The sequence below is a fragment of the Ruegeria sp. F12 genome (genome assembly GCF_056533885.1).
Genome location: NZ_JBQFOV010000002.1, coordinates 43,823 through 66,144, shown reverse-complemented (window position 1 = coordinate 66,144; position 22,322 = coordinate 43,823). Strand labels below are relative to the sequence as shown.

Genomic DNA, 22,322 nt, shown 5'->3' with positions numbered 1-22,322 from the left:
GACCTTTGACATGGTTTTGAAATTTTACAGCCTTCCTGACCTTTATGCGCATGGGTTTGACACCGTGATCGACGTGCGCAGCCCTGCCGAATACGCCGAAGATCACCTTCCGGGCGCGATCAGCTTGCCGGTTCTGGACAATGAAGAACGCGCGCGGGTCGGGACGATCTATGTGCAACAAAGCCCATTTCTGGCCCGCAAGTTGGGTGCAGCGCTGGTGTTTCGCAATGCCGCCAACCATATCGAAAACAGCCTGGCGCATCATGAGGGCGGGTGGAAACCTCTGGTCTATTGCTGGCGCGGTGGGCAACGCTCGGGCTCATTCACCTGGATGCTGCAACAGATCGGTTGGCGGGCCGAAGTGGTCGAGGGCGGCTATCGCACCTATCGCCGGTTGGTGAACCGGTATCTCTACGAGGACCCTCTGCCGCATCGTCTCTTCGCGCTGGATGGCTACACCGGAACTGCCAAGACTGAATTGCTGGCCCGTCTGAACATCCGCGGTGTTCAGGTGCTGGACCTGGAAGGGTTGGCCAATCACCGCGGCTCGCTGCTTGGGGAACAGCCCGGAGGTCAACCTAGTCAGAAAGCATTTGAATCCGCGCTTGCGGCGGCGCTCTGCGCCCTTGATCCCGCACATCCCGTGGTGGTCGAGGCGGAATCTTCCAAGATCGGGTCTTTGATCCTGCCGCCCTCACTGTGGACCGCGTTATGTGCCGCGCCGCGCATTCACATTTGCGCACCGCTTGAGGCGCGCTCGGCTTATCTGGTGCGGGCCTATGATGATATTTTATCTGACACAGCTCGATTGCGGGACAGGCTGTTTCCGCTCCGGTCTCATCGCGGGCATGAGGTGGTCGACGGTTGGCTTACCCTGATCGAGGCGGGCGACAAGCTGGCGTTGACGCAGGCTTTGATGCAGCAACACTATGACCCGGCCTATGCGAAATCCAGCCGTGCCCGGAAGGCGGATGTGATTGCGCGGGTTGATGTGCCGACGCTGGATGCCAAGGGGTTGGAGCAAGTCGCTTCTCAGGTGCAGACGGTTCTGGATCAGTCCTGAAGGCCCAGCCCTGCGGCTTCGGTCATATGGCCGATCACCACAGCTGGATATCCGGCTTTGTGCAACCGTTCGCAAAGACTGTGAGCCTGATCTGCCGCGACCGCGGCCAAAAGTCCGCCTGCGGTTTGCGGATCGAACAACAGATCGGCCTTTCCACCGGACGGCAGATCCAGTGCGATGGAACGATTTTCGTCGAAAATCGTGGACCGAACCCCCAGCTTGGCCAAGTCGAGCGCGCCGGTCATCAACGGAATCGCATCCAGATCCAGTGTTGCGCCACATCCCGAGGCCTGACACATGTCCATGAGATGCCCCGCCAGCCCAAACCCGGTGACATCCGTCATCGCGTGGGCATCGGCCAGAATCCGAGACGCTTCAGCTTGCGGGTGGGTCATCTGTTCATAGGCTTTGGCGATCCAGTCCCCGTCGGCTTGGCCGGCCATTTCAGCAGCCATCAGAACGCCGCTGCCCAGTGGTTTGGTCAGGATCAAACCATCGCCCGCATGCGCCCCGGACAAGGTGATCGGCGCGCGCGCACACAGTCCGGTCATGGTAAACCCGATGGTCATCTCATCCCCCATCGAGCTGTGCCCGCCCACGATCTCGGCCCCGGCTTCGCGGATGACCTCACTGGCAGTTGTTATGATCTCGGCCATCGTTCTGCGCTGCAATTCAGGCGTCATGCGGGGTAGGATGATGGTCGCCGTAGCGGCCTGTGGTGCAGCGCCCATTGCCCAGATATCACCCAAGGCGTGAACGGCGGCGATGCGTGTCATCTGTACTGGATCATCTGTGACGCTGCGCAGATGGTCCGAGGTGATGACCTGCCGCACGCCACCAGTATGAACCAGGGCGGCATCGTCGCCGGGCAGGGAATGAATGTCTTCTCGCTGTACCTCGGGCAGGTGTTTCAATGCAGCGTGAAGCGCACTGCGCCCGACTTTGGCACCGCAACCGCCACACATGGGTTTGTTGCCCAACGCTTCATGTAGACCGCTGGCGTGAAGCCGTGGCACCGCAGGCGGTTCCATCTGGGGCAGGTGGCGAAACTTGTTCATAAAGGTCTGATCAATGTGGTTTTTCCAACGCCACATCAAAGGGCCACTGAACGAGGTTCCAAGACGTTCACCCAAGGCTGATTTCTCGCCCAGCGAGATTAGTTTCAGATAGTCTTTCTGCGGCTGATACCTGTGCATCCGGCCCGCCCCGAGCATGGCCCGCAGGTTGTTGAACAGGATCGGTGCCTCGCGCACCGCGTAAACGCCCGCTTTGGGGCGCGGGTTTTCGGACAGATGCGCGCAATCTCCGGCGGCGAAAATCGCGGGATCGCTGGACTGGAGGAAGCCGTTCACCCGGATAAAACCATCCTGCATCTCCAGCCCGGTATCGGCCATCCAGGCATAAGGGCGCGCTCCGGCTGCGCCTGTCACGAAACTGGCAGGGATTTGGCGGCCATCTTCCAGCACGACGGTTTCGCTGGTGATCTTTGCAATGGTCGCGCCTTCGATCACGTCAACCCCAAGCCCCTCCATGGCCTTGCGGATGGTTGCAGCGGCCTTGTCCGCTGTCGCCGTCAACGCCTGCGCATTGTCGATCAACGTGACCTGCGCCACACGTCCCTTGGCGCGCAGGGCGTGGGCCATGGCCATCACCAACTCAACCCCGGCCACTCCGCCGCCAATCACAACGACCGAAGCAGGGCCCGTGCGTTCAAGATATTCGCCCCATCTGGCGGCAAACGGACCCAGAGGTTTAGCGGGCACCGCGTGATCAGAAAATCCGGGCAGGGCGGGCATGTCCGAGGTGATGCCAATGTTAACCGAGGCCACGTCAAACGCCACGGGAGGGCGGCCTGGTACGCGCACGCAACGGGTATCTAGATCTATTCCCTCGACCTTGCCCAAAATGACCCGCGCGCCAGCGAACCGGGCCAGCCTCACCAGATCAATATCCAGTTCTGCGCGTTGGTAATGCCCGGCCACAAACCCCGGCAACATGCCGGAATACGGCGCGGTGGGGCCGGGGTTGATCACGGTCACGCGTGCGCCGGGCAAAGGATTCATGCCCCATTTGCGCAGCAGCAGCGCGTGCGTATGGCCGCCGCCGACAAGAACCAGATCGCGGGTCAGGGGCAACGGAGAAGTATGCATCAGGGTCAGTTCGCTGTGTGGTCAGGGACGTCCTCGACCTGCTCGACCGCGTGGGTGGCCCAAAGCTCGTCCTCGCCCGCATCCGGCAGATCGCTTGGCTTTTCATGGCGATGAATATGCCATTTGGCAATGAACAGGGCCGTGATCGGCGCGGTCAGGAACAAAAAGAGCGTGATCAGAAGCTCGTGCAGCGAGAGCTTGCCTTCGAGCAGAACCGAATGGCCGATCGACGCCAGCAGCACCCCGCCTACGCCCAGCGTGGTGGCCTTAGTGGGTGCATGCAGGCGCGACATCGGGTCCTTCAGCTTGATCATCCCATAGGACCCGACAAAGCCGAAGATGCCAGAAACGACCAGAAAGAAAGCAATCAGAATTTCGAAGATAATCGTCATGCCGCCCTCACTCGATGATATTGCCGCGCAGCATGAAGCGCGCATAGGCTACGGTCGAGACAAAACCCAGCATGGCAATGATCATGGCGGATTCGAAAAAGATCTCGGTCCCCAATGCAAGCCCGTACAGGATCATCAGCGCGATAGTGTTGATCACCATCGTGTCCAGCGCCAGAACGCGGGTGCCGACCCCCTCGGCCGAGATGATCCGGTAGAGACACAGCATGATCGCCGCGCCGAAACAGGCGAAAGCGAACCAGATGGCATAGGTGACAATCATTCGAAAATCTCCTTCAGGCGGCGCTCATAGCGTTGCTTGATCTCGTCACGTACTGCCTCGGGGTCGGGCGCGTCGAGGCAGTGAACCAGCAAGTTATGGCCTTGTGCGGACAGATCGCAGCTGACTGTGCCGGGCGTCATGGTGATCGTTCCGGCCAGAACGGTGATCGCCTCGGGGGTGCGCAGTTCCAATGGGATCGAGACCCAGTTGGGTTGCCGGTCGGCGTCGCGTTTGAACAGGATGATCCTAGCCACGGTGATATTGGCGATCACGATGTCCCACAGCACGACCAGCATGTATTCGGCGATCATCGGCCAGTTGCGCAGTTTCGGCCGGTCGGGCCAATAGGGCTGGGTGACAAAGGGGATGATGATCCCCAGCAACAACCCGAACACCACCGAGTTGAGCGAGCCGGTATTGGCCAGCAGCACCCAAACCACCGTCAGCAGGAAGGTCAGGTGCGGGTGCGGGAATATCCGGTGCAGCAATCTGATCATCCGTTCTCTCCCAATACGGCAGCGATATAGTTTTCTGGGGTAAAGAGCTGCTCAGCCGTGTTGCTGGCATATTTCAGCGCCGGACCCGCAAAGAGTGTCAGCAGGACCAGACCCAGAACTGCCGCAAAGACCGATGTAAAGGCCAGTCCGGGGTGGGGCTCGGGGGCAGGGCTGGCCAGCGCCTCTTCTTCTTTTTCAAGGTCGGTTGCAGGATTGTGCTGGATGTCGTGGCTTTTCCAGAAGATTACCGTACCCGCGCGGGCCAATCCGACGATTGTCACGAAGGACCCGATCAGGACAACCGCCCAGATCGCGTTGGCGTCAGGCGCATCTCGCGCGGCATCCAGCACCAGCAACTTGCCGATAAAGCCTGACAGGGGTGGCATCCCAGCCAGGGCGATGGCCCCTACAAAGAACAGGGCCGAGATCAGCCCGCCCTGCGGCATCGGCGCGGTGGGAGCGATGGACCCGCCGCGGCGTTCGACCACCATATCCGCGATCAGGAACAGCAGCGCCGTGGCAAGGGTCGAGTGGTAGATGTAATACAGCGCCGCAGCCGTAGCGGTCTCGGTAAACAAAGAGATTGCGATCAACAATGTCCCCATCGAGGCGATGGCGCAGAACGCCACCATCCGCGCGATATGCTGTGCGCCCAAAATGCCGATGGTCCCAATGGCCAGTGTCACCAGAGCCGCTGGTTGCAGCCAAGAGCCCACCAGGCCTTGGGTGGCCTCAACCTCGGGACCGAAGCCCAGCGTGTACATCCGCAGGATCGAATAGGCCCCAACCTTGGTCATGATCGCAAACAGTGCGGCCACCGGTAACGGCGCGTTGGCATAGCTGGCAGGCAACCAGAAGTGCAGCGGAAGAACGGCGGCCTTGATACAAAAGACCAGTAGAAGCAGCACTGCGCCGACCCGCAGCAAGGCCGTATCTTCGGCAGGCAGTTCAGCCACGCGCACCGCCATATCGGCCATGTTCAGCGTGCCTGTGACGGCATAAAGCGTACCCAGAGCAAACAGAAACAGGGTAGAGCCCAGCAGGTTATAGGCCACATATTGCACGCCTGCTTTCAGGCGGGTTGCGCCGCCTCCATGCGTCATCAATCCGTATGAGGCGATCAGCAGCACCTCGAAAAACACGAAAAGGTTAAAGGCGTCGCCGGTCAGGAAGGCTCCGCACACACCCATGAGCTGGAAGTGAAACAGGGCGTGGAAATGTTTGCCCCGGTCGTCCCAGCCCGAGGCGATGGCGTAGAGCACGATAGGCAGGGCCAACAGCGAGGTCAGTAGCACCATCATCGCAGAAAGCCGGTCCAGTACCAAAACGATGCCGAATGGCGCAGGCCAGTTGCCCAACTCATAGACCAGAATATCTCCGCCAGCGGCCTGCGCGGTGATGGTCAGGGCAATACCCAATAGGCCCACCACACCAGCGACCGAGAAGATGCGTTGCAGGTCCAGATGATAGCGCAGGACCATGATGATGAACGGGGCCAGGATCGCGGGCAGAACGATCGGAGCGACGATCCAGTGGTTCATGCGTCTTCTCCCGGCGCATCGGTATTGTTTTGTCCACGCATGTCGATGTGATCATCCTTGGCCGACAGATAGGCCGAGAGGGCAATCATCACGATCACTGCCGTCATCCCGAACGAAATTACGATGGCCGTCAGCACCAGCGCCTGCGGCAGCGGGTCGGTGTAGGGCACGTCCTTGTATTTGTTCAGCACCGCAGGTGCATCCAGCGCCAACCGGCCTGTGGCAAACAGGAACACGTTCACCGCATAGGTCAGCAGGGAAAGGCCCAGGATGACGGGAAAGGTTCGGCGGCGCAGGATCAGGAAGATCCCGGCAGCGGTCATGACGCCTACGGCTGAGGCTACGAGCGCTTCCATCAGGCCTGCTCCTTCTCGTTATCGTCTTTTGTGTCGCGGTCCCGCAGCGGGTTGATATCCATCGGGAATTCCTGCGCCATGCCCGGCTGCCACGCAAAGCGCGACAGGCTGTCCAGCGCCAGCATCACCGCGCCAAGCACGGCGAGGAACACGCCAGTGTCAAACAGGATAGCTGTGGCCCATTCGAACTCTTCCAGCGGCGGCCAGTGGATATAACCGAAATCGCTGGTCAGGAACGGACGCTCATTGAACCATGCACCGATCCCTGTTGCAGCGGCGATCAGCACGCCCCACCCGATAGACCCATGGTAGTAGAACCTCTGCCGTTCAATGGCCCAGGTATAGCCGCTGGCCATGTATTGCATCAGATAGGCAATGGCGACAATCAGACCGGCGATGAACCCGCCGCCGGGCTGATTGTGCCCACGGAAAAAGATGTATGCCCCCACCATTAGCGCGATCGGCATCATCATCCGGGTCACGACGACCATCATCAGCGGATGCGAGTCCCCCGACTGTGGCCAATGTGGTTTGCGGTTCAGCAGATAGGCGCGCACATTCGTGCCCAGAACGGACTCGGTCAGGGCAAAGATGATCAGGGCGGCGATGCCCAGCACGATAATCTCGCCGAACGTATCAAAGCCTCGGAAATCCACGAGGATTACGTTCACCACATTGGTGCCGCCTCCGCCCTTGTACGAATTGGCCAGGTGGAAATCCGAGATCGTGGGGAAGGCAAAATCCCGCAACATCAGCGCATAGATCAGGGCACCGGATCCGATACCCGCTACGACCGAGATCGCTGCATCCCGCCAGCGCCGCGCGGCACTGCTGTCCCAAGGCGTATCGGTGGGCAGAAAGTTCAGCGACAGCAGCAACAGGATCATCGTTACCACCTCGACCGAGATCTGTGTCAGCGCAAGGTCGGGGGCCGACAGATAGTTGAAGGCCATCGAAACGATCAGACCAACGACACCGATCAATACAAGCGACAATAGGCGGTTGCGGTGGAACCACATGATGGCCAGGGTGGCTCCCACCAGACAAATCCAGCCGATCACTGGGATCACCTGCAGCGGCAGGGGATCGCGCGTCTGCGCGCCGATAGAACCGGTCGCATAGGCGTAGTACCCAAGCCCCACGGTAAAGGCGATCAGGATGATGGCATAGCGGCTGATCACGCCATTATGCAGTGTGTCGGTGATCCAGCGGCTTGCCGAAGTCAGCGCACTGATCACGGCCTCGAATATGGTTTTCGCCTCGGGGCGGGGCAGGGCGTTCCAGAATTGCTCACCCCGGCGGTGCTGGGACAGCAGGAACAGGCCACCCAGTGTGGCGACAACCGACATGTAAAGCGCGGGCGTAAACCCGTGCCACAGTTTCAGCGAGTAATAGGGCGGCTTGCCACCGCCATAGACCGCATCCGACACAACCGCGACCAGCGGGCCGACGATAGCGTTGGAATAAAGGCCGATGAGCACGACCAGCACGACCAGAAACGCCGGGGCCAGCCACAGCCCGACCGGAGGGTCATGCGGATGATGCGGATAGTCGTGACGCTCGGGGCCAAGAAACACGTGGCTGATGAAGCGGAATGAATAGGCTGCCGAGAACACTGCAGCCAACAGGGCTAGACCCGGCACCAGATAGTGCGAATGCAGCCAGGTGGTGTGGACGGTTTCTTCCAGCATCATCTCTTTCGACAGGAACCCGTTCAGGGGCGGCAGACCCGCCATGGACAGCGCTGCGATAGTGCCGATGGTAAAGCTGATCGGCATCAGGTGGCGCAGCCCGCCCAGTTTTTTTATATCCCGGGTTCCGGTCTCGTGATCGACGATCCCGGCGGTCATGAACAGCGCAGCCTTGAATGTCGCGTGGTTGATGATGTGGAACACGGCGGCGACAGCGGCAAACTTGGTGCCAAAGCCCAGCAGCATGGTGATCAGGCCCAGATGTGACACGGTTGAAAAGGCCAGCAGCGCCTTGAGGTCGTCTTTGAACAGCGCAATCACCGCACCGATCAACATGGTCACCAAACCGGTGGTCGCCACGATATAGAACCACGCATCCGTGCCCGCCAGAACTGGCCACATCCGCGCCATCAGGAACAACCCGGCCTTCACCATGGTTGCCGAGTGCAGATAGGCCGACACAGGTGTCGGAGCCGCCATTGCGTGCGGCAGCCAAAAGTGGAACGGGAACTGCGCCGACTTGGTGAAACAGCCCAGCAGAATCAGGATCAGAGCGGGCAGATAATAGGGCGACGCCTGAATCATCTCCTTGTTGTGAAGGATTACGCTCAGGTCGTAAGACCCCACGATATTGCCCAGAATCAGCATCCCCGCGATCATGGCCAGCCCGCCAGAACCGGTCACGGCCAGTGCCATGCGCGCGCCCTGACGGCCCTCAGGCAGGTGTTTCCAATAGCCGATCAACAAGAATGAGCTTAGAGACGTAAGTTCCCAGAAAATAAGAAGAAGTAAAATGTTGTCAGAAAGAACGATCCCCACCATCGCGCCCTGAAACAGCAGCAGATAGGTGTAAAACTGTCCCATCGGGTCCTCGCGCGACAGGTAGAACCGCGCATATAGGATGATCAGCAGTCCGATCCCCAAGATCAGCAGGGCAAACAGAAAACTCAGCCCGTCCATCATGAAATTCGCGTTCAGGCCCAGGATGGGGATCCAGTCGAACCGGGCGGTCACGACCTCGCCGCGCATGATCGTGGGGATATGGATCAAGACGCCCATCAGTGCCAGGAATGTGGTGAGGCCCGCAGCCGAAGCAGCTGCATTTCGTCCTGCCCTGATCAGTAGAGCTGGAAATACAGCGCCAAGAAAGGGAAGGGCCGCGATGAGGAATAGGGACAAGTGCGATACTCCGGTCTGGGCGGTCAAGATAACCCTGATTTTGTAAGGATAATTTTCGAACTGTCCAGCTATTGCAAGTACCGCTGTTTGACCTACTGATGTCGCCAAATTGCGGTTTTTGAAAAAATCCTGACATGAACTTGATCCGGCTCTCTGAATTGAACGCGGATTTGCGGTGTTCAATATGGTAATACGTATCTGACCACACAGGAGGGCACGACGTGCCAGACAAGACGATCCGCACCCGCAGGTGGATTCTTTTCGGCGGCGGGGCCGCCGTTGCAGCGGGTTTTGCGATCCGGGAATACCGGTTGATCCCGCCCAGCTATGCGGGTGGGCATCTCAGTGTGCAGGCGGCGCATGAACAGGCCGTGTCGGGCGACGTGCTGTTGCTGGATATTCGAACCCCGCGCGAGTGGGATGCGACAGGCGTGGGTGAGGGTGCCTATCCATTGGACATGCGCCGTGATGATTTTGTTCAGGCGCTGGATCAACTGACCGACGGCGACAGGTCTGCGCCTATTGCTCTGATCTGCGCGCGCGGGGTTCGGTCCGCGCGGCTCAGCAACCGGCTGAGCGAAGCAGGCTTTACCAATATCATCGATGTACCCGAAGGGATGCTAGGCTCGGCCGCAGGGCCCGGTTGGGTCCGGTCGGGGTTGCCGGTTGGAACTTATGAGGAGGCCGTTCAATGATCCGCGCCGCCATGCTGGCTGTCGTGGCCGCAATCGCCGGGCAGTCGGCCCATGCCGCCTGCGCTGATCAGGACGGTGCCTGTAGCACTGAAATGGGCGAATACCACATCGAACTGCCTAAGGCGGAAAATCCGCCGCTGGTCGTTTTCCTGCACGGCTATGGCGGCAGCGGAACCGGTACGATGAAGAACCGCGGCATGGTCAAACCCTTGTTGTCGCGAGGCTATGCGGTGATGGCGCCCGAGGGGCTTGAGCGCGCCAATCGCCCCGGTGTCAAAAGCTGGAACTTCTATCCCGGCTTCGGCGACAGGGATGAAACCGCCTTCCTGACCGAGGTTGTTCAGGACGCCGCTGACAAGTTCGGGATTGATGCCGAGCGCGTTATTCTGGGTGGTTTCTCGGCCGGTGGGTTCATGGTCAACTATCTGGCCTGCGATGCGCCCGAGACGTTTTCGGCTTATGTGCCCGTATCAGGCGGGTTCTGGCGACCTCACCCTGAGGCCTGCGAAGGGCCGATCCGTATGTTTCACACCCATGGCTGGACCGACAATGTGGTCCCGCTCGAAGGGCGTTTGCTGGGCGGTGGCCGGTTCCATCAGGGCGATATCTTTGCCGGGCTGGAAATCTGGCGCATCGCCAATGGCTGCGTCGACACCAAACCCAGCGGGTTTTCGACGACCGGCCCTTTTATGCGCCGGTATTGGAGCGGCTGTGCAGATGGCAGTGCACTGGAGTTTGCGCTGTTCCCTGGAGGGCACACAGTGCCCAAAGGGTGGGCGGACATGATGGTGGACTGGTACGAAGGCCTGCCCGGCGGCTGATCACTCTGCCGGGGTCATCACGCCTTTACCTTCGATCAAGCGCTTCAACTCGTCTCTGTGACGGCGGGCCGAGCGTGTGATCGCGGGTTCCTTAACATCCTCTTTCATCCCGACCATGCGGCGCGCAGGGCCCGAAGACACTCCGCTGAGTGCAGAAAGCGGGATCGCGAAGGCCAGGCTGATCGCTATCGGGGCCAGCCAGACCGAGACCAGCCCGGACAGGATGCCGACACTCAACGCTACGCCGCTGACGGTTTCCAGAGCATGGCACAGGATCAGAGTGCGCAGCCCATAGCTGCCCCCGTCGCGCGCCTGTGGGGACCAGCCCTTTTGAACACCGAATGCGGTGCGGAACACAGCGATCATCTGTTGCACCATCAGGATCGGCGCGTAGAGGATCGACAGAATGACCTCGGACAAAAACGAAGTCAGGAATTTGAAGCCGCCGCCAAAATCCGAATAGCGCACACCGCTGAGCGGCAGGGCTAGAACGCCCAGCACCTTGGGGGCCAGCAACATGGCATACATAACGAGAATGATCAGCACATGGCGGGTTTCCGACATCTCGGGCCATTGCGGGAACAGTGGATTGTCGGGGCTGAAATAATACAGGACCGAGGCGTCCTCACCCTGACCGATCAGCGCCCACATAACCAGCAGAGCAAACCACAAGGGCGACATCAGATACCCGACCGCACCATGGAACATGTGGAAGCGGGACACCGCGCGGAACCCGGTCGAGCCCAGCAGTTTCAGGTGTTGCAGATTGCCCTGACACCAGCGCCGGTCCCGCAGCGCGTGGTCGATCAGCGTAGGGGGCGTCTCTTCATACGACCCGCGAATGCGTGGCAGAAACCGCACGGCCCACCCGGCGCGGCGCAGTAGTCCGGCCTCAACAAAATCGTGGCTCATGATCAGCTTTTCCTGACCATTGAAGGCGCGCAGCTTGGGCAGCCCCGCGCTGGAAGCAAAGGCACGGGTGCGGATGATGGCGTTGTGGCCCCAATAATTGCCTTCTTGCCCGCACCAACGGGCCAGACCTTCGGCAAAGGCGATGCCGTAGACGCCGTTGGCAAATTGCTGCATCCGGGCAAAGACCGATTGCGCGCCGATCAGCTGCGGGTAGCTCTGGATCAGACCGGCTCCGGGGTCACGCGCCAAGGCGTCGGTTAGGCGGGTGATGGCACGGCCGGTCATCAGACTGTCGGCGTCCAACACCAGCATCGCATCCCAATCAGCCCCCCAGCGGCTGACCCAATCGGCGATATTGCCCACTTTGCGGTCAATGTTTTCAGGACGACGGCGGTAATACAACTCAAGTCCTGGCGCTAGGGTTGTGCGCAGCGCCTCGACGCTGTCTTGTTCCTGCGCGGCGATCTCGGGGTCGCGCGTGTCGGACAGGATGAACATGGCATAGTGATGCTGACCACCGCGCTTACTCAGATCCTCCAGCATGGTGCGGGCATTGCCCAGCACGTTCCACGGCACCTCGTTGTAGACGGGCGTCAAGAGCGCCACGCGCAGGGGCTGAGGGCGGCCTTCGCGTTTGGGCTGTTCCTGCCGCGACAAGGATACCATACCCAGGAGCACGGTGCAGACCGTGAAAGAAATCCAGAAAAAGTTAAACGAGATCAACGCCAGCAGGATGCCTTCGATCAGGTTGATCCCTTCGGCCCCGAACCAGTCGGACATCACCCAAAGCAGCCCCAGAGTGGCCGCCATCGCAGGCGAAAAGGCCAGCGCACGCCAGAACCCGGCCGAGGCGCGCTTGCCATTCGGTACCTGTGCATCCCGAAACCCGGCGCTGAAATCCTGCGCGGGCATCGCCAGAGGGGCCTCAGACGGCATGATATGCAGATCGCGGCTCATGAGGTCCAACGGTAGAGCCACACCTCAGAGGCTGGCTGTTTGTCCTTCAGAAGCTGCGCGCGCAGCTCCACGTGGTTCCGCTCGCCCGGCTGGAACGAGAATGCCAGCCGCAAGCCGCCGGTATCGGGATTGCGTTGCAGCACGCCGTCTGAGGTTTCGGCATGGGGTGAGTCCACAAAAATAGTCATCGCTTCGGGGTCATCGAACAGGTCGGAGGCCTCAAAATCGACTACTGCCAGACGTCCGTCGCCGAAGGTATTGTCGCCCATCGCGGTGTTGATCACCCGTGGCATGGGCGTGCGCTGGGGTTCTTCGCCCCAGATCAAACGATAGGACATGTCGATCTGGCTGCCGGCGGCATAGGGCTCGGCCGGGCGCCAATAGGCGACGATGTTGTCGTAGATTTCCTGATCCGCCGGAATCTCGACCAGCGTCACGGTGCCTTTCCCCCAATCGCCCTTGGGTTCGACCCACAGGCCGGGGCGCTTGTGATAGTTCGCCTCAAGATCCGCATAGTCCGAGAACTTGCGTTTCCGTTGCATCAGGCCAAAGCCACGTGGGTTCGTATCCACGAACGACGAGATCTGCAGGCGGGTGGGGTTGGCCAAAGGCCGCCACAGCACCTCACCTGCGCCGTTGCGAACCATCAAGCCATCGCTGTCATGAACGGCGGGGCGGAAATCGTCAAACCGGCTGTGGTTGGTCTGGTCGAACAGGAACATCGAAGTGCCGGGCGCGATGCCCACATGGGGCAGCTCTTCGCGGGGGAAGAGCGTTGCTTCGACATCCATGATGCAGTCGGCCCCGGCGGTGACGTTGAACCGATAGGCCCCGGTCACGCTGGGGCTGTCCATCAGCGCGTGGACGACCATGTTGCGCTGGCCGGGTTTGGGTCGTTCCAGCCAAAAGCGGATGAATTCGGGAAATTCCTCACCATCCGGGTCCCCTGTTTTTAGGGCCAGACCACGCGCGGACAGCCCGTAAACCTCGTGCAGACCAATAGCGCGGAAATAGCTGGCGCCTTGCCAGACGCAGAACTCATCGGTCTTACCGGGGCGGTGCATTTCGGTGCGCAGGCGCAAGCCAGAGAACCCCAGCGTGTCGTCGATGGGCAGGGTCGGCACGTCTTCGGATTTGTCGAACATCGACAGATCGAACGTAACCGGGGTGGTCATCCCGTCCTCGACCGTTGAAACCTTAACAGTGCGCGGGAAGTACAGGCCTGGCGTAAAGAAATCTACGTTGAACGGCGTCTGGGTTTCATACCACAGCGCACGGTCCAGCCGGAATCGGATCGAGCGATACTGTTGATACGTCAGGTCCTGCCATTCCTGCGGAACCATTTCACGCTCGGCATAGGGTTGGCTGGCCAGTTCACGGGCCAGCGCGATCACATCGTTGCGGTCAAAGGGGACCTCGCCCCCGGCTGCAAAGGTGGCCGGAGCGAAAGCAAGCGCCGAAGTTGAGGCCAGAAATGCGCGACGTGTGAAATTCATTTTTTAGACTTCCATGGCTGTGACTTGAACCAACCGGCCAGATAGGCCACGCCGATGATCATAGCAAAGCCAATAATGTTGGCGATGAAAACGCTGGCAACATCTCGCCCACTCAGGTCCAGCCCAACGCCGATCAGGCGCGCTGCTGCCATGGAAAAGACGAAAACCGCCAGCGATTGCTGCCCGACCTTGGTTATAACGGTCAGCAGGAATTCCCACACTTTCGCCGCTGCACCCTGACCGGTTGCGATCAGGCGATGGCCATGCTCACCCGCGACGACCCAGCCCAGATAGGCCAGCGAGAGGAAGTGGACATAGCGCAGCAGGCCAAACTCGGTCTTGCCCCGCAGTTCCGAGGTCAAGGGCCAGCCCTTGCGCAGCACGGCACCCAATTCAGGCGCGGCATTGTTGATCCAGGTAAAGACCTTCCAAGATCCAAACGGGGCCGACAGGATCAGGAACAGCACGGCAGCCCAGATCAGGGTTTTCGATACGGGCGGGGCGGGGATCCACCCGCGCATGAAGGCAAAGCCGGTAAAGAACAGCAACTGCCAGCCGAAGGGGTTGAAGAACCACTGACGGTCCGACCAAGGCTCGGCCGGTAGGGCCAGCGCGCCAGTTTGTGCCACCAGCCAAATCGCAATCGACGTGGCGGCCACGGCCCAGAACCCGACGCGATAGAGGCCCATGTAAACGGGCATCAGCGCCAAAACCACCAGATACATTGGCAGGATGTCAAAGTAGTTCGGCACGTATGTCAGCGTGAACAGACCGACCATCTGCTGCGCGGGATCGTTGAAGAAGTGCTGGAGGTTCAGTGAGGAAATGTATGTTTTCTCGAAGAAACCCGTCTGGTCCAGCGCCGCCATCGACATGGCCACAAAGAAAAACAGGCAGATATGCGCCCAGTAGACCTGCCAGATGCGGAACGCCACGCGAGCCGTTCCCATCCACCAACCCTTGCGGGCAAAGGCCCCACCAAACGCAATGGCCGAGGCCATCCCCGAGCAGAATACGAAAATCTCGGTTGCATCCGAATAGCCGAACCGCGCTGGAATCCATCTGGCCCAGGGGTCGTTCGGGATGTGTGCGATCAGGATGATGAACATCGCGATGCCGCGATAGAAATCCAGCCGTGGGTCGCGCACGCGGGCAGGGGCGGCTACTTGAGCTGCCGCAGGCGCAAAATCAGAAGCGGGCGATGCTGTCGCCATACGTGTTCTGTCCTTCTTTGGTCTTTTTGTTTTTGTTATTCAGCCGGAACGCTTTGTGCGTCTCCGTCATCGCGTGCCGCGTCGATCAATGCGCGGCGCGCAAGGGCGTAATTGTCCTCGCCACCGGCTCGTTTTGCGCGGCGGTCATCCAGGATGCGCTCGACTGCATCCAGACGCCCGGCGCGCAGGCCGGAATCAATTGTGATGCGCTCGAATACATCACGTTGCGCGTGACTGCCACCTGCAAGTTGCATTCCATCACGTGCTGTAGAAAGGAAATCAAAGGCTTGGCCGTACAGGCCGTCGCCAAATGCTTCCAACCCTTTGGCTGCTGCAACGCCCGGATCGGACATGCGGATCGGGGTGTCGCCTTGATTACGCTGGGCGTCTTTCTGGATGCGTTTCAGCATCTTTCCGGTCGCCTCGTCCCGGTTATCGCCAGTGAGGGCCAGGAGATAGTGCAGGTCGGCAAAGATCAGGCAGCCGTCTTCGGTGCGATTGGCGCTCAGGTCGGCCAGTTCTTCCCAGCGATTGCCAACATTTACCCCCTCAAGCTCCAGACGGGACAACAACGAGGTCGCGTTCGAGATATCGCGGTAATCGTCGGTCTTGTCCTGACGGATGTAGTTGTCATACAGCTCCATCACCTGATCGACCTGACCCAGATCCAGATGCATCAGCGCTTTGTGCCACCAGACGTGATAGCGGAAGTTGTTGCAATGCGCCCAAGCGTCCTCGCGCCCGGCCAGCCAATCCAGACCCAACTGTGCGTTACCGGTCATCTCATGCACGTGGGCCACCGCGTGTAGGCCCCATGCGTCATCTGACACCATCCACAGCGCCTGACGGCCTGCAATCTCGGCCTTCTCATAGGCGCCGGTTTCTTCCAGCGCGAAAGAATGGCAGCCCAACAGATATCCACGGCCCGCGTGATCAGGCTCATACGCCGGCATCACACGTTCGATCGAGCGACGCATGCCTTCGGCGTCGCCCAGAACAAAGCGGGTGGCATGGCTAAGCTTCATCGCCAGCGAGTCTTGCGGATGGGCGCGCAGGATTTCCTCGAATTTCTGAACGGCTTGCGAGGGCAGATCGGACAGATACAGCTCCAGCGCTTGTACATAAAGGCGTTCGCGTGAGGTTACCGGTTGACGCTCCATCGCGGCATTGGCCGCGGCCAGAGCTTCGATGGCGACTGGCATCATCTCGCGGCGGCCCAACAGAACCATGAACAGACCTTTGATCGCATGGCCCAGGGCAAAATCGGGCTCAAGCTCAAGAACTTTTCCCAGATGCTGAGGCGTCACCGCCGCATGCGCCATGAACCCGAGCAGCACGCCATCCCATGCCTCGGCGCTTGCCGAATGGCTCAGGGTGTTCATCTGTCCGAAAACGTCTTGTTTCATGCTCGTGGTCCGATCCGTTGAGAATTAGTACATTATTCGACTTACCAGAGACTCTAGTCGGGTCGTATCAGTATCGACCGACCTCTCGAATTGGTGAAATGCTGTGTGTGCAAAACGTGAAAAAAACCGCCGATTCAACGGCATGTTTCAGCAACATGCCGCCGAATTAGGCATTGTGTTTCAGTCTTCAAACGGGTTTTCGGCGTTCAGAACGGCCTGAGTGTCCGCGCCAAAGGTCGGTGGAGCACTGCGATATGTTACAGGCGTTTTGGACAGTTTCAGTGGATTTCCGATCAGATTCACCTGTGCCGGGTCGGCTTGCATGGCGATCTGCATCTGCCTTGCGGCGACCTGATCTGTGGCAAAAACCTGATCCAACGTCTGCACCGGGCCCACAGGCACTTTGCGCGCCTCAAGCTCGGCAATGACGGTTTCAGTGTCATAGTTTTGCACGGCTGGGCGCAGAATTGCATTCAGCGCATCACGATGTTCCAGACGTGATGGGTTGGTCGCAAAACGGGGATCGTCCGCTAGGGCAGGCTGCCCGATGAAGTCACAGAACCGTCTAAATTGGCTGTCGTTGCCAACCGCCAGGATCACGTGCCCGTCCGCCGTTTGATAGACGTCATAGGGCACGATATTCGGGTGCCCATTTCCGCGCCGTTGAGGGACGTTGCCAGAGGTCAGGTAATTCACGCCCTCATTGATCAGCCACGCAATTTGCGCGTCGACCAGCGCAAGGTCGATCTGCTGGCCCTCACCTGTTTGATCCCGGTGACGTAGCGCGGCCAGAATACCGACGGTCGCGTACATGCCGCACATCACGTCAGCGATGCCCACGCCCACCTTCATCGGCGCGCCTTCGGGGTCGCCGGTCAGCGACATGATCCCGCCATAGCCCTGCGCCATCAGGTCATACCCGGGTTTCGGTGCGTTCGGCCCATCCTGCCCATAGCCCGAGATCGAGCAATAAACGAGGCTGGGAAATTCCTGCGACAAGGTTTTGTAATCCAAGCCGTATTTCGCCAGCCCGCCGGGTTTGAAGTTCTCGATCAGAATGTCCGCGTGCGAGGCGATGCGTCGGATTTCCGCCTGACCCTCGGGGGTGGTGATGTCGATGGCCACAGATTTCTTGTTGCGGTTGGCCGACATGAAATAAGCGCTTAGGTCCGATGCATTCCCATCCGCGTCCGTCACATAAGGTGGACCCCATTGCCGCGTGTCATCGCCGCCGGTTGCTGGGTTTTCGATCTTGATCACGTTTGCGCCCAGATCGCCCAGCAATTGCGTGCAGGTCGGTCCTGCCAGAATGCGGGACAGGTCCAGAACCTTGATGCCCTTCAGCGGCCCCTCAGATCCGGCCATCATAGCCTCCACGGTCGATCTCGGCGGCGATGACGGTAAAGCCGTCGGCCTTGACCGCCGCATCCAGCGCCGCGCGCAGTTCTTCGCGGTTGCGCACCGTGTGGCCGTTGCCGCCGAACGCGCGGCCCATGGCGGCAAAGTCGTGGCGGTCGAAATCTACGCCCGTATTGCCCATCTGGCGCTGGCGCTGTTTCAGCTCGATCAGCGCAAGGCTTGCATCGACAAAGACCAGAAAGATTGGGTTTCCCCCCATCTCGGCTGCTGTCGAAAGCTCTCCGGCAACCATCAGGAACCCGGCATCACCCGAGAAGCTGATCACCGGGCGGTCGGGTTCGGCCAGTTTCAGGCCAATCGCCATCGGCACGGCACAGCCCATGGTACACAGGGCCGAGGACTGGATCAGCCCGCGTTCCTCGGAGCAATCCCACATTTGGCTCAGCAGGATGCGATGCGCGCCGCTGTCGGCTGTCGCCAGCGTGTTGGCGGGCAGGGCAGCGCGGGTTTCAGCGATAACCGCCGCGGGACCCCAGTCGTCATCCGTGGGAAACGCCTGCGCCAAAGCGGCTTTGACTTGCGCGGGTTCGCCACCCAGCCATGTCTTGCGCGACGGGGTGCCTTTGGCAATGGCCTCCAGCGTCTCGCCCGTATGCGCGACCAAATTCAGCCCCGCCTGATGCATGTAATGGTCATTGGGCACAGCCGAGACGTCGATCACGCGCTTTTCCGCTGGGTCCCAGATCTCACGCCAGCCGGGGCGCATTTCGATCGGGTCGTAGCCCAGACACAGCACCAAATCGGCCTGTTCGACCAGCGGAACCAGATGTTTGTCAGCCAGCGGCGAAAGGCCCGCGCCGCCCAGACACAGAGGGTGATCCTCGGGGACTACGCCCTTGGCCTTGTAGGTCGTCACAAATGGGATGTCGAAATGCTCCAGAAATGCCTGCACCACGTTGCGCGAGTCGTCATAGAGAACATCCAGCCCGACAATTGCGATGGGCCGTTCGGCCTGCGACACCCAACGGCGGGCTTTCTCGACGCAGTCGCCCGCAGGGGATACAGTGGCGATCTTCGCGCGGCGGCGCGGTTTCACGCCCGACACGCGGGTATCCGCGACCGAGATCGGCACGTCGATATGCACCGGACCGGGGCGCGGCTGATTGGCCAACGTCACCGCCTTATCGGCAATAATGTCTGCGCCTTTGGCGGTCAGTGTAAACGTCCTCTTGGTGATCGAGCGATAGACCTGCGCGTGATCCATCACCTGATGGGTGTAGGTCAGCGCTTCATCGGCATCGACGCATCCGGTCAGAACGATCATGGGCACACGGTCTTGCAAAGCATTGGCGACCACGTTGATCCCGTTCATCGCGCCGGGGCCAAGGGTGGCGACCAGAATGGCGGGCGCGCCGTCGCGGTGATGCACGGCCTCGGCCATGAAACCGGCGGCGTTTTCATGCTTGGCCAGGTGAAAGGTGATCCCGGCCTTTTCCAGCGCATCGACAAGGGTCAGAACCTCACCACCGGGCATTCCAAAGGCGTGGCGACATCCGGCCTCGTACAAACGTTGGGCCAGAAGGTCCGCTGCGCGGGGCGAGAGGTCTTGCATAAGTCATGCTCCGAAAAACTGTTTCACAGCAGATTGCGGAGGACAGCCCCGGACGCAAGGCGGATCACGTCAGTGTGACTATTTGACTGCTGTTTCAGCCACAGCCTGAAACTTGCCATCCAGTTCCTCGGCGATCTCGCGCAGGGGGTCTCCGCCCTCATAGACATAGGGCGCGAAGACAAAGCTGGGAGTCTTGTAGGATAGGGTGGCGGTGCCGTCCTCGTTTTCGGTGACATAAAAGCGGATCGGTGCCTCGATCATCGCGTTCACTGATGTTTCCAGCACGCGCACCGCATAGTCGTTGTTGAAGGCACCAATGACCCGATTGCCGGGGATAGTGATCCCGCGCGATGCGGCGGCGTTGGTCGGGCCTGCCTGCGTGACGACGATCAGACCATTGGCTTTGATGGCATCCTTGGTGTCGGCAACCAACGCGTCGTAACTTTTGTCGGTTGCGTAGCTGGCCCAGCCCGACAGGGGCTCGTCTGACAAAGCAGGGGTCGCTATCAGGGCAATCGCAGTCCAAAGGGCTTTCATCTGGGCCTCCTGTTTCGGGGTTGCGACAGTGATGCCAGAAAGCGGGACAGGGCGCACTCACAATCTTGTGCGTTTTCCCGATTGCGCCGGCAGTTGGAAACCCTCAGAAACAGGCAAATGCCACCCGATGAGTTCCGAATTGGATCAGATGCGCCTGTTGATATGTTCGTCCTGTGCCGGTGCCCGCGATTGCGGAGCCGAGGTCAAAGCTGTCGAATCCGCCCTGACCCGCGCGGGGATTGAGGGGCGGGTTTCGGTCGATCAGCACGCCTGTTTCAGCGGATGTGCAGAACCCGTGGCCATCGCGCTGCAGGCCGATGGCGGGGCAACATATGTGTTTTCAGGGGTCGATGTCGCCTCGGACGCCGATGATATCGTGGCGACCTGCCGGACCTATCTGGAAAGCCCCAAAGGCTGGATCGAAGACGCCCGGCCTTGCGGGCGGCTCCGGATGTGTTTGCGGGCGCGTATCCCGGCGCTTTAGTCGACCTGTAGTGTGACCGCCGCGCTGACGGGGATGTTGTCGACCATCAGCGGGCTGTGGCTGTTTGCGTTCAGAGAGACCGAGACTTCGACCTCGCCCTGCGGCAGATGGTCGATATGCATCCAGTTACCGTACAGCCGGGCCAGTTTCTCTCCATTTACGTAGACATGTGCATGCCCCTCGCCGTCGACATCGGTCTTTGAGGCATTTTGTGGTGAGAACCGAAAGTTCTGCGGCATGACATGCAGGTTCCAGCCCGCCATAGGATCGGGCGTAAGAGCGATCTCAAGCCCCGGAGCATCAGCGCCAGCAGGCAGGTTGATGGCAGTCGAATGATCGTGTGCGGCTGCCTCGGCGTGAGATGAACTGTGATGTGCAGGATCGCCATGGTCATGGCCGTCGAAAGTAACGCCATTTGCAGCCGCAACCACAAATCCTGCACCACTGCCAAAAACTATGCCGATTGCAAACAGGGCAAGTGAGCGTGCCATTTTATGTTCCTTGATGGTAGTAGCAAACACGCCGAGCTGGTCTCGGCGTGTTCATAAGCGTGCTTGTCAGGCCGCAGCTTCGGCACGCTGGCTTTCATATCGCCAGAAGTACCCGGCGAATGCCCCGACCAGAACCCAGGCTACCAGTCCGATGCCAAAAGCGCGTGCGGCAAACAGCGCGCCGATCTCGGTCGGAACGGGGCCGGTGAACACGTCCGGCTCGGGCGCGCCGATCAGATGTGGGGCCAACAGCAGGGCGGCTGCGATCACATAGCTGATCAGGGTGCCGCCAAAGGCAATCAGCCACATGGCAACACCTGCTGCTGCGACGGTCGCAAACCACCAGATTTGACGCGCAGCGACATCGGCTGCTGCCACGCCGGGCACTTCTGGCGCGAGCGAGAATCCGGGTGCGAGGTGCACGGCAACGAACCCCGCAAGCCCCCACAAAACGCCGGTGCGCCCGTCAATCTTGTGGCCGTTGCCCTCAGCCACGGACATCAGCGCAATCATCATCAGCGCATAACCGGTATAGATAAACATCGTGAAAATAACGCTCAGCGCATCGCGGAACAGGTCCGAGAACATTCCCGGCAGCTCGGGGTGAGCACTTACGACGTCACCGCCGAAATGGACCAATTCGCCTGATTCATACAGTTCCGCGTGCAGCAACACAGGTTGCACAAAGACCAACTGCAGCAAGGCGGCAATCAGCCCCGCTGCAGCACCAGCGAACAACGCGCTGGTCAGGATACGGCTAAACATGGGTTTAGTGGCAGGGGAAGCCGGTCGCGTGGCGCACATCGTGGGCTGCGTCATGCAGGGCCGCGGCCTGAACGTGGCCGGTCAGCGTGATGACGCCAAGGCCCAGAACCACAGCGAACATAACCGGCAGGATACCAATGCGTGAGGTCGATGCGGTTGTTGCTTGAGTTGCCATTTTTAGTTCTCCTTTACCGTCGCACCCGACGGTTGGTGTTTTCATTCGTGCCTGGCAGGTCTCCTGGCTCGCGGGTCGATGCCTCTGTTCGCCTTCCCCCTGAAACTCAGGAGTGGCTGGTTGAACAGGGCTCACCGCTTACAGTCGCGGGGGCGGCTGTGGATTTGATCAACTCGGATCGCACCACATTCCCTCTTAGCTCGTCGCTGTGAACGACGGGACCAGACAGGTTCATCTAGCCTTCAAACC

21 protein-coding genes and 1 riboswitch are annotated in these 22,322 nt (G+C 60.1%); of the genes, 4 read left to right on the top strand and 17 right to left on the bottom strand.

What is annotated here, in order from left to right; genetic code table 11:
* The first annotated feature begins 10 nt into the window (after nt 1-10).
* Nucleotides 11-1,063, top strand: coding sequence for a tRNA 2-selenouridine(34) synthase MnmH (gene mnmH / locus ACR0CA_RS03020; RefSeq protein WP_480897413.1), 1,053 nt, complete (start codon nt 11-13; stop codon nt 1,061-1,063).
* Here mnmH and selD read toward each other — a convergent pair.
* From selD to ACR0CA_RS02985, 7 genes are read right to left on the bottom strand one after another with little or no spacing between them, the layout of a single operon-like run.
* Complete coding sequence (gene selD, locus ACR0CA_RS03015; protein WP_480897412.1) at nt 1,054-3,213, bottom strand: selenide, water dikinase SelD; 2,160 nt, start codon at nt 3,211-3,213, stop codon at nt 1,054-1,056. The genes mnmH and selD overlap by 10 nt on opposite strands.
* A gap of 5 nt (nt 3,214-3,218) precedes the next feature.
* Nucleotides 3,219-3,605 (bottom strand): Na+/H+ antiporter subunit G, encoded by a 387-nt coding sequence (locus tag ACR0CA_RS03010; RefSeq protein WP_170770191.1) that lies wholly within the window; start codon nt 3,603-3,605, stop codon nt 3,219-3,221.
* A 7-nt stretch (nt 3,606-3,612) separates the two neighbouring features.
* Complete coding sequence (locus ACR0CA_RS03005; protein WP_170770632.1) at nt 3,613-3,882, bottom strand: K+/H+ antiporter subunit F; 270 nt, start codon at nt 3,880-3,882, stop codon at nt 3,613-3,615.
* A complete protein-coding gene (locus ACR0CA_RS03000; protein ID WP_174839409.1) occupies nt 3,882-4,382 on the bottom strand; it encodes a Na+/H+ antiporter subunit E in 501 nt (166 codons plus the stop codon). The genes ACR0CA_RS03005 and ACR0CA_RS03000 overlap by 1 nt, the downstream gene beginning before the upstream one ends.
* On the bottom strand, nt 4,379-5,923 hold the full coding sequence (locus tag ACR0CA_RS02995; RefSeq protein WP_480897411.1) for a monovalent cation/H+ antiporter subunit D: 1,545 nt from the start codon (nt 5,921-5,923) through the stop codon (nt 4,379-4,381). The genes ACR0CA_RS03000 and ACR0CA_RS02995 overlap by 4 nt, the downstream gene beginning before the upstream one ends.
* A complete protein-coding gene (locus ACR0CA_RS02990; RefSeq protein WP_170770195.1) occupies nt 5,920-6,279 on the bottom strand; it encodes a Na+/H+ antiporter subunit C in 360 nt (119 codons plus the stop codon). Before ACR0CA_RS02990 ends, ACR0CA_RS02995 begins: the two co-directional genes overlap by 4 nt.
* Nucleotides 6,279-9,149: a monovalent cation/H+ antiporter subunit A gene (locus ACR0CA_RS02985; protein WP_480874564.1), complete on the bottom strand. Its 2,871-nt coding sequence runs from the start codon at nt 9,147-9,149 to the stop codon at nt 6,279-6,281. Before ACR0CA_RS02985 ends, ACR0CA_RS02990 begins: the two co-directional genes overlap by 1 nt.
* Before the next feature lie 221 nt (nt 9,150-9,370).
* Here ACR0CA_RS02985 and ACR0CA_RS02980 point away from each other — a divergent pair, with 221 nt between their 5' ends.
* Nucleotides 9,371-9,844 carry a rhodanese-like domain-containing protein gene (locus ACR0CA_RS02980; protein ID WP_170770199.1) on the top strand — a complete coding sequence of 158 codons (474 nt, stop codon included), beginning with the start codon at nt 9,371-9,373 and terminating at the stop codon, nt 9,842-9,844.
* Nucleotides 9,841-10,665, top strand: a complete 825-nt coding sequence (locus ACR0CA_RS02975) for a CE1 family esterase (protein WP_480897410.1) — start codon at nt 9,841-9,843, stop codon at nt 10,663-10,665. Before ACR0CA_RS02980 ends, ACR0CA_RS02975 begins: the two co-directional genes overlap by 4 nt.
* On the opposite strand, the gene mdoH is transcribed toward ACR0CA_RS02975, so the two are convergent.
* The 7 genes from mdoH to ACR0CA_RS02940 form a co-directional block, all read right to left on the bottom strand.
* Nucleotides 10,666-12,534 carry a glucans biosynthesis glucosyltransferase MdoH gene (gene mdoH, locus ACR0CA_RS02970; protein WP_480897409.1) on the bottom strand — a complete coding sequence of 623 codons (1,869 nt, stop codon included), beginning with the start codon at nt 12,532-12,534 and terminating at the stop codon, nt 10,666-10,668.
* Nucleotides 12,531-14,030, bottom strand: a complete 1,500-nt coding sequence (locus ACR0CA_RS02965) for an OpgD/OpgG family glucan biosynthesis protein (RefSeq protein ID WP_480897408.1) — start codon at nt 14,028-14,030, stop codon at nt 12,531-12,533. Before ACR0CA_RS02965 ends, mdoH begins: the two co-directional genes overlap by 4 nt.
* Complete coding sequence (locus ACR0CA_RS02960) at nt 14,027-15,244, bottom strand: OpgC family protein (RefSeq protein ID WP_480897407.1); 1,218 nt, start codon at nt 15,242-15,244, stop codon at nt 14,027-14,029. Before ACR0CA_RS02960 ends, ACR0CA_RS02965 begins: the two co-directional genes overlap by 4 nt.
* A gap of 35 nt (nt 15,245-15,279) precedes the next feature.
* Nucleotides 15,280-16,650 (bottom strand): tetratricopeptide repeat protein, encoded by a 1,371-nt coding sequence (locus ACR0CA_RS02955; protein ID WP_480897406.1) that lies wholly within the window; start codon nt 16,648-16,650, stop codon nt 15,280-15,282.
* 180 nt (nt 16,651-16,830) lie between these two features.
* Nucleotides 16,831-18,015, bottom strand: coding sequence for a CaiB/BaiF CoA transferase family protein (locus tag ACR0CA_RS02950; RefSeq protein WP_480897405.1), 1,185 nt, complete (start codon nt 18,013-18,015; stop codon nt 16,831-16,833).
* Nucleotides 18,002-19,621, bottom strand: a complete 1,620-nt coding sequence (locus ACR0CA_RS02945; RefSeq protein ID WP_480897404.1) for a thiamine pyrophosphate-binding protein — start codon at nt 19,619-19,621, stop codon at nt 18,002-18,004. The genes ACR0CA_RS02950 and ACR0CA_RS02945 overlap by 14 nt, the downstream gene beginning before the upstream one ends.
* A gap of 78 nt (nt 19,622-19,699) precedes the next feature.
* Nucleotides 19,700-20,158: a DUF302 domain-containing protein gene (locus ACR0CA_RS02940; RefSeq protein WP_170770214.1), complete on the bottom strand. Its 459-nt coding sequence runs from the start codon at nt 20,156-20,158 to the stop codon at nt 19,700-19,702.
* Nucleotides 20,159-20,285: 127 nt separating this feature from the next.
* On the opposite strand from ACR0CA_RS02940, the gene ACR0CA_RS02935 reads away from it, so the two are divergent.
* Nucleotides 20,286-20,642 (top strand): DUF1636 family protein, encoded by a 357-nt coding sequence (locus ACR0CA_RS02935; RefSeq protein ID WP_480857669.1) that lies wholly within the window; start codon nt 20,286-20,288, stop codon nt 20,640-20,642.
* Here the strand turns inward: ACR0CA_RS02935 and ACR0CA_RS02930 are convergent.
* The 3 genes from ACR0CA_RS02930 to ACR0CA_RS02920 all read right to left on the bottom strand — a co-directional run bounded on the left by ACR0CA_RS02930 (nt 20,639) and on the right by ACR0CA_RS02920 (nt 22,073).
* On the bottom strand, nt 20,639-21,133 hold the full coding sequence (locus tag ACR0CA_RS02930; protein WP_170752354.1) for a hypothetical protein: 495 nt from the start codon (nt 21,131-21,133) through the stop codon (nt 20,639-20,641). The two genes, ACR0CA_RS02935 and ACR0CA_RS02930, sit on opposite strands and share 4 nt — an antisense overlap.
* 66 nt (nt 21,134-21,199) lie before the next feature.
* The gene (locus ACR0CA_RS02925; protein WP_480897403.1) at nt 21,200-21,898 is read right to left on the bottom strand and encodes a CbtA family protein; all 699 of its coding nucleotides are present in this window, start codon (nt 21,896-21,898) and stop codon (nt 21,200-21,202) included.
* Nucleotides 21,899-21,902: 4 nt separating this feature from the next.
* Nucleotides 21,903-22,073 carry a CbtB domain-containing protein gene (locus ACR0CA_RS02920; protein WP_480897402.1) on the bottom strand — a complete coding sequence of 57 codons (171 nt, stop codon included), beginning with the start codon at nt 22,071-22,073 and terminating at the stop codon, nt 21,903-21,905.
* 36 nt (nt 22,074-22,109) lie between these two features.
* Nucleotides 22,110-22,314: riboswitch (cobalamin riboswitch) on the bottom strand.
* Between the last annotated feature and the right edge of the window lie 8 nt (nt 22,315-22,322).

Coding starts and splice junctions, on each gene's coding strand:
- ACR0CA_RS02965 (WP_480897408.1), bottom strand. CDS start 14,030: ATGAATTTCACACGTCGCGCATTTCTGGCCTCAACTTCGGCGCTTGCT.
- ACR0CA_RS02990 (WP_170770195.1), bottom strand. CDS start 6,279: ATGGAAGCGCTCGTAGCCTCAGCCGTAGGCGTCATGACCGCTGCCGGG.
- ACR0CA_RS02935 (WP_480857669.1), top strand. CDS start 20,286: ATGAGTTCCGAATTGGATCAGATGCGCCTGTTGATATGTTCGTCCTGT.
- ACR0CA_RS02945 (WP_480897404.1), bottom strand. CDS start 19,621: ATGCAAGACCTCTCGCCCCGCGCAGCGGACCTTCTGGCCCAACGTTTG.
- ACR0CA_RS02955 (WP_480897406.1), bottom strand. CDS start 16,650: ATGAAACAAGACGTTTTCGGACAGATGAACACCCTGAGCCATTCGGCA.
- ACR0CA_RS02930 (WP_170752354.1), bottom strand. CDS start 21,133: ATGGCACGCTCACTTGCCCTGTTTGCAATCGGCATAGTTTTTGGCAGT.
- ACR0CA_RS02920 (WP_480897402.1), bottom strand. CDS start 22,073: ATGGCAACTCAAGCAACAACCGCATCGACCTCACGCATTGGTATCCTG.
- ACR0CA_RS02950 (WP_480897405.1), bottom strand. CDS start 18,015: ATGGCCGGATCTGAGGGGCCGCTGAAGGGCATCAAGGTTCTGGACCTG.
- mnmH (WP_480897413.1), top strand. CDS start 11: ATGGTTTTGAAATTTTACAGCCTTCCTGACCTTTATGCGCATGGGTTT.
- mdoH (WP_480897409.1), bottom strand. CDS start 12,534: ATGAGCCGCGATCTGCATATCATGCCGTCTGAGGCCCCTCTGGCGATG.
- ACR0CA_RS03010 (WP_170770191.1), bottom strand. CDS start 3,605: ATGACGATTATCTTCGAAATTCTGATTGCTTTCTTTCTGGTCGTTTCT.
- ACR0CA_RS02960 (WP_480897407.1), bottom strand. CDS start 15,244: ATGGCGACAGCATCGCCCGCTTCTGATTTTGCGCCTGCGGCAGCTCAA.
- ACR0CA_RS02940 (WP_170770214.1), bottom strand. CDS start 20,158: ATGAAAGCCCTTTGGACTGCGATTGCCCTGATAGCGACCCCTGCTTTG.
- selD (WP_480897412.1), bottom strand. CDS start 3,213: ATGCATACTTCTCCGTTGCCCCTGACCCGCGATCTGGTTCTTGTCGGC.
- ACR0CA_RS03000 (WP_174839409.1), bottom strand. CDS start 4,382: ATGATCAGATTGCTGCACCGGATATTCCCGCACCCGCACCTGACCTTC.
- ACR0CA_RS02925 (WP_480897403.1), bottom strand. CDS start 21,898: ATGTTTAGCCGTATCCTGACCAGCGCGTTGTTCGCTGGTGCTGCAGCG.
- ACR0CA_RS02995 (WP_480897411.1), bottom strand. CDS start 5,923: ATGAACCACTGGATCGTCGCTCCGATCGTTCTGCCCGCGATCCTGGCC.
- ACR0CA_RS02975 (WP_480897410.1), top strand. CDS start 9,841: ATGATCCGCGCCGCCATGCTGGCTGTCGTGGCCGCAATCGCCGGGCAG.